This window comes from Mycobacterium sp. NAZ190054 (assembly GCF_001545925.1).
Classification (GTDB): domain Bacteria; phylum Actinomycetota; class Actinomycetes; order Mycobacteriales; family Mycobacteriaceae; genus Mycobacterium.
In genome coordinates, this window is sequence record NZ_LMVQ01000275.1 from 1 (window position 1) to 4,986 (window position 4,986).

Below are 4,986 nucleotides of genomic sequence, written 5' to 3' on the forward strand. Positions count from 1 at the left end.
TGATGGCGGCGACCATCTGCTTCTTCCCGTTGCTGCTCAATGTGCTCGTCGGGATGGAGACCGTGGACCGTGACGCCCGCACGTTGATGCGGTCCTTCGGGGCCGGCCGCTGGCAGGAGTACCGCGATCCCGCGCGATGTCCGCCAGTTCCGCGGCGCGTTCGCGCGCAGCCTCGGCAACTCGGGTGCACGCTCGCGGGCGACCTCGGCGAGCTCACCACCGCGCTCGCGGGCCACCTCGGCGAGGTCACCGCCGCGCTCACGGGCGACGTGCGCCAGCTCGCGGCCCCGTTCGGCACCCACGTGCAGGCCGTGCCCGACCTTCTCCGCGAACGCACTGTCGGTCAACGAGCTGCCGGCCGCGGCGCCCGCCGGCAGCGCCGACGCTACGGCCTCGGAGACCTTGCGTGCGGCGCGGCGGCTGCGCCATCCCAGGGAGGGTTTGCCCTCGGTGTCGACCGCGGCGATGATCAGGCCGCCGATCAGACTGATGTCGGTGATGAAGGCACGCCGTTCGTCGGCTTTGCGCTGCGGATCGACCTCGTTCCAGAAGGCATGTCCGCCAAGAGAACTCGGTACCACGCTCAACGCCAGCGCGGCGGACGCCACGCGCGGCAGGCGTCCGGTCGCGAGCAGCAGCCCCCCGCCGATCTGCACGGCGGCGGTCGCTTTCGCGACGGTCTCGGCGTTCGAGGGCACGTTGGTGCCGACCGGGTCGGGCAGCTTGCTCAGACCCTCGAGCGTGTGCCGCGTGGCGTCGGTGGCGGGTTTCGGGCTTTTCAGCGCCTCGACCCCACGCGAGATGAACACTGCTGACAGCATCGGGCGCGCAACACGTCGGATCAACATGGGGCCTGTGTTCCCCGGGGGTTGGGGAGACAAACCAGGCCGCTACGGCTCAATCTCCGGCCTCCGGGCGGGGCCATTCCGGCCGCAGCAGCGCGCCCGGCGGCGGGCGCATCCGGTCCAGGATGGCCCGCAGCGGCGACCACGCCGAGCGGCCACGCCGGGTCACGGCGTACGCCGTCAATTCGACCGGGGGGTTGTGCAGCGCCAGCACGGACACCCCGGGGCTGGTCGGTCGGCCGAGGGGCAGCAGTCCCACGCCGAAACCGGCGACGATGAGGTCCTCGACCAGATCGAGGCTGTCGATCTGGTGGGCGATCGTCGGGGTGAACCCGGCCAGCGACGCGAGCGTGCGCACCGCGGTCTCGTCGGCGGTGTTACGTGAGTTGACGATCCAGGCGGAGTCCGCGAACGCCGTCAGCGGGGTGTCGGCCGGGGTCCCTGACGGCACTCCCAGGCCCCACCCGATGGACCACAGCGGCATGGCGTCCAAAGCGGCGCCCGGGGAGGCCGGGGCCAGGTTGTAGTCGTAGGTCAGTGCCAGGTCGAGGTCGTCGGCGGTCAGCAGCGCGAAGGCCTCGATCGGTTCGTATTCGCTGATCACGACCTCGACGTCGGGGTGGCGCACCGCCAGGTCGGCGACGATCGGCAGCAGCGACACCCGGATGCCGGTGGCGAAGCCGCCGACGCGGACGGTGCCCGCCGGTTCGGCGTCGGGGTCCAGGTCCAGCCGCGCGCTGTCGACCGCGGCGAGGATCGTCACGGCATGGTCGGCGAGCCGGCGTCCGGCCGGGGTCAGACGCACCCGGCGGCCCTCGGGTTCGATCAGCCGGGCCCCGGTGTCGCGGGCCAACGCGGCGATCTGCTGGGACACCGTCGAGGTGGTGAGGTTGTGCGCATCGGCCACGGCCCGCATCGACCCGAGCCGCGACAGGGCCAGCAGCAGTTCCAGACGCCGTGTGTCCATCCCCGAATTGTCTCCAGTGAGCCGCCGCGGGGTCGGCAGGATCGCCGCATGACCCACCCGACGGTCTCCGGCTCAACGGTTCTCGGCCGCCCACTCCTCGGTCACCCGGCGCTTCTGCTCGGCCACCACCTCGCCGAGATGAGCGGCTTTCGGCCAGCCGTAGTACGCCGCGAAATGGACTGTGAGCTCCTCCATTTCGGCCAACGACAGGTCACGGCTCTTCAGCGCGGCATACACGTGGCTCAGGATCGGATACGGCGCGTCCTGGACCGCCACGCATGCCACGGTGATCAGCCGCCGCTCCCGCACCCCCAGCCCGGGGCGCAACCACATCTCGCCGAAGACGAAGTTCAGGATGCCGGCACCCTGGAACGGGTCGTCGCGGGCCGGCGCGAAGGGCAGACAGTTGACGTCCTTGAACGACTGTTCGCCTGCGGCCAGCCGTTCCTCGGGGTCGCTCGGCGTGCTCAGCGGCAGCAGCGGATCCGGTGGCGGCACCTCCCGGTCCCGTTCCTGGTGGATGCGCAGCCACTGTTCGTCGACGACCATGTTGAGCCGAGACGCCTTCGGCCATCCGCCGTAGACGGCGAAATGCAGGACGGCCTCCCGCATCTCGGCGATCGTGACATCCCCGCTGTTGAGGGCGGCGTACACGTGGTCGCGCAGCGGCCCCTCGGCGTCGGCGGACGCGACGCACGGCAACGTCACGAAATGACGGTCCCGCCGGCTCAGCCCTGGCCGCTGCCAGACGTCGGCGAACACGAACTCCAGCAGGTGCGCCGCGGCCGGGGAGCTCGGCGTCGGCGGGGGGAACGTCATGACGTCGAGGAACGCCTGTCGCGCCCGTTCGGTGACGCTCACAGCATCTGCCTCCATGTTCGTGCTAGCGCAGGGTCACGCCGGCGTCGACCTTGAACTCCAGGCCGGTGACGTAGCGCGACTCATCGGAGATCAGGAACAGCACCGCGTTGCTGATGTCGACGGGTTCGGCCATCACGATCGGCATCGCGTTGGAGAACAGCGGACCGAGATCCGGGCGTTGCCCGGTGATCAGCGCGCGCAGCGACTCCGGTCGCATCCCGGTCTCCACGCCGGTCGGATGCACGGTGTTGACCCGGACACTATGCGCGGCAAGCTCGTTGGCGAGCGCCTTGCTCATGCCGACCACGCCGTGTTTGGACGCCGTGTACGGCGTGTGCAGTGGGGTTCCCTTGATCCCGGCCGCCGAGCTGATGTTCACCAGGCTGCCGCCGCGGTCGACGAGGTGCGGCAACGCCGCGGCGCACGTGTTCCAGGCTCCGATCAGGTTGACGTCGACGACGGTGCGCCACTGCGCGGCGGTGGTGGTGTCCCATGTCCCCGCGGTCAGTACGCCCGCATTGGCGACCGCGGCGTCCAGGCCGCCCAACTGGGCGACACCGTCCTGGACCGCGGCCGACAGCGCGGCCCCGTCGCGCACGTCGACGGTGTGTGTGACCGCCCGCCGGCCGAGGCCCTCGACCAGCCGAGCGGTCTCGGCGAGGTCGCCGGGGGAGGCGAGCGGGTACTCGATCTCGGGCATCGACCGGCAGATGTCGACCAGGATGAGGTCGGCGCCCTCCTCGGCGAGCCGCACCGCGTGGCTGCGGCCCATGCCGCGGGCGGCGCCGGTGACGAGCACCCGTTTTCCGGCGACGCGTCCGTCGGCGTTCACAGCTTGTTGCAGAAGCCGGCGTCGACCGGGAAGGTGACCCCGGTGACGTACTTGGCGGCGTCGGAGACCAGATAGGCGACCGCCGCGCTGATGTCCTCGGGTTCGAGCAGACCGACCGGCATCGGGTTCTGCAGATGCGGGCCGCCGTCGGGGTAGTGCTCGAGGAATTCGGTCATGGCGGGATTGACGGCCATCATGGTGTTGACCGCGGTCGGGTGCACGGTGTTGACCCGGATGCTGTGCGGGGCAAGGGCATTGGCCAGTGCCCGCATCAGGCCGACGATGCCGTGTTTGGACGCGGCGTAGCCGAGACCCCCGCCCTGCATGCCGCCGAAGCCGCGCAACCCGGCGGTCGAACTGGTGAACACCATCACCCCGCCCCGCCCGCCGGCGATCAGATGGGGGATGGCGGCCTTGGCGGTGTGGAACGTTCCGGCGAGGTTCACGTCGATCACGTCGGTCCACATCGCGAGGTCTTCGGTGTCGGAGAGTTCCCGGAACGCCATCGCGGCGATACCTGCGTTCGCGCACACGATGTCGAGCCGGCCGAAATGCTCGACGCCGGCGTCCAGTGCCGACTTGAGTGCGTGGTGGTCCCGCACGTCGGCGACAGCACCGAGCATCTTGCCGCCTTCGGCTTCGACGAGCGCGACGGTCTCCTCCAGCTCGGCGGCGGTGGCCATGGGATAGCCGTTGGACCCGACGTCGGCGCAGATGTCGACGCCGATGATGTCGGCGCCGTCGGCGGCCAGCCGCAGCGCGTGACTTCGTCCTTGCCCGCGAGCGACACCGGTGATGAAGGCGACCTTGCCGTCGAGAGAGCCCATGACACCTCGCTGTCCTGAGTAACTGTGTTACTGCGGTACGGTAACCGGGTTACTCGCAGACGGCAAGGATGTTCGCGGACATGGTGTCAGAGGATCCGATCTTGGCGGTGGTCGTTGACCTGCTGGAGAACGAGGGCTATGACGCGGTGCAATTGCGCGAAGTGGCGCGGCGGTCCCGTACTTCACTGACCACGATCTACAAGCGGTACGCGAACCGCGACGAGTTGATCCTGGCCGCGCTGGAGGCGTGGACGGACACCCACCGCTATGCGGCGGTGGCCGACCAGCGCCGCGAGCCGGGCGAGTCGCTGCACGAATCGCTGATGAGGTTGTTCCGCGTGCTCTTCGAGCCGTGGGAACGCCACCCGGCGATGCTCGCCGCCTACTTCCGCGCGCGCACCGGTCCCCGCGGAAACCGGCTGCTGCGAAGAGGTTTGGAAGTCGTGGTGCCCGCAGCGCTCGACATGCTCGCCGATGTGGACGACGACTTCATCGCCGACCTGGACATCGTCGTCGCCAACGTCGTCTACGGGCTGCTCGGACGGTTCGCCGCCGGAGAGATCGCGATCACCGACATCCTGCCCGCCATCGACCGCGCGGTGTACCGGCTCACCGCCGGTTACCGCCCGGGGGCCGGGACCCGTGAACGCATCG

General features: G+C 69.9%; 5 protein-coding genes and 1 pseudogene. 1 reads left to right on the plus strand and 5 read right to left on the minus strand.

What is annotated here, in order from left to right:
- Positions 1–36: 36 nt before the first annotated feature.
- The 5 genes and pseudogenes from ASJ79_RS18605 to ASJ79_RS18625 all read right to left on the minus strand — a co-directional run bounded on the left by ASJ79_RS18605 (position 37) and on the right by ASJ79_RS18625 (position 4,332).
- Positions 37–848 (minus strand): annotated as a pseudogene (locus ASJ79_RS18605) (DoxX family protein).
- A gap of 49 nt (positions 849–897) precedes the next feature.
- Positions 898–1,812 (minus strand): LysR family transcriptional regulator, encoded by a 915-nt coding sequence (locus tag ASJ79_RS18610; protein ID WP_067958258.1) that lies wholly within the window; start codon positions 1,810–1,812, stop codon positions 898–900.
- Between the two features lie 72 nt (positions 1,813–1,884).
- Positions 1,885–2,688, minus strand: a complete 804-nt coding sequence (locus ASJ79_RS18615) for a carboxymuconolactone decarboxylase family protein (RefSeq protein ID WP_067958261.1) — start codon at positions 2,686–2,688, stop codon at positions 1,885–1,887.
- Positions 2,689–2,695: 7 nt separating this feature from the next.
- Positions 2,696–3,505: a mycofactocin-coupled SDR family oxidoreductase gene (locus tag ASJ79_RS18620; protein WP_082753924.1), complete on the minus strand. Its 810-nt coding sequence runs from the start codon at positions 3,503–3,505 to the stop codon at positions 2,696–2,698.
- Entirely contained in the window at positions 3,502–4,332 is an 831-nt protein-coding gene (locus tag ASJ79_RS18625) for a mycofactocin-coupled SDR family oxidoreductase (RefSeq protein ID WP_067958264.1), read from the minus strand. Before ASJ79_RS18625 ends, ASJ79_RS18620 begins: the two co-directional genes overlap by 4 nt.
- A gap of 80 nt (positions 4,333–4,412) precedes the next feature.
- Here ASJ79_RS18625 and ASJ79_RS18630 point away from each other — a divergent pair.
- A partial coding sequence (locus ASJ79_RS18630) for a TetR family transcriptional regulator (RefSeq protein WP_067958271.1) occupies positions 4,413–4,986 on the plus strand: 574 nt, incomplete at its 3' end.

Bases quoted from the DNA above. Each gene is read 5' to 3' on its own strand.
- ASJ79_RS18610 (WP_067958258.1), bottom strand. From the start codon at position 1,812: ATGGACACACGGCGTCTGGAACTGCTGCTGGCCCTGTCGCGGCTCGGG.
- ASJ79_RS18615 (WP_067958261.1), bottom strand. From the start codon at position 2,688: ATGGAGGCAGATGCTGTGAGCGTCACCGAACGGGCGCGACAGGCGTTC.
- ASJ79_RS18625 (WP_067958264.1), bottom strand. From the start codon at position 4,332: ATGGGCTCTCTCGACGGCAAGGTCGCCTTCATCACCGGTGTCGCTCGC.